This window comes from Streptomyces poriferorum (assembly GCF_019399235.1).
In the GTDB taxonomy this organism is placed as follows: Bacteria; Actinomycetota; Actinomycetes; order Streptomycetales; family Streptomycetaceae; genus Streptomyces; species Streptomyces poriferorum.
In genome coordinates this window covers 1-399 of record NZ_JAELVH010000660.1, presented here as the reverse complement: position 1 = coordinate 399, position 399 = coordinate 1, and the positions used below count along the sequence as shown (strand labels likewise).

Annotated in this window: 1 protein-coding gene; it reads left to right on the top strand. The window is 64.4% G+C overall.

Annotated elements, in window-relative coordinates:
- Positions 1–107 precede the first annotated feature (107 nt).
- Positions 108–395, top strand: a complete 288-nt coding sequence (locus tag JGS39_RS40300; protein ID WP_219574693.1) for a DUF4190 domain-containing protein — start codon at positions 108–110, stop codon at positions 393–395.
- Positions 396–399: the final 4 nt, after the last annotated feature.

Here is a 399-nt window from a genome sequence, read left to right as displayed (position 1 = left end):
GCACCGGAATCACCGCACCGATTCCCTTCCCCGGAATGCGTCAACTCATCAGGGGCACAAGACAATTCCAGCACAGCACCGAACCGACAATTGAACGGGAGAGCGCAATGACGCATCACGACAGTTCGTACTCCGCCCCCGCCGCCCGGTCCGGAACGAATGGCTTCGCGGTAGCCAGCTTGATCTGCGGCATCATCGGCCTGCTCTTCTTCGGCATCGTCCTCGGACCGGTTGCCATCGTGCTCGGTGTCGTGGGCCTGCGCCAACTGTCCGCGAAGGGTGGCACGGGCATGGCCAAGGCCGGCCTGGTGCTCGGTGTCATCGACCTGCTGATCGTCGTCGTGCTGGTGATCGCGGCCTCCTCCGGCGGTTTCAGCTGGTACGTCGGCGGCTGACGCC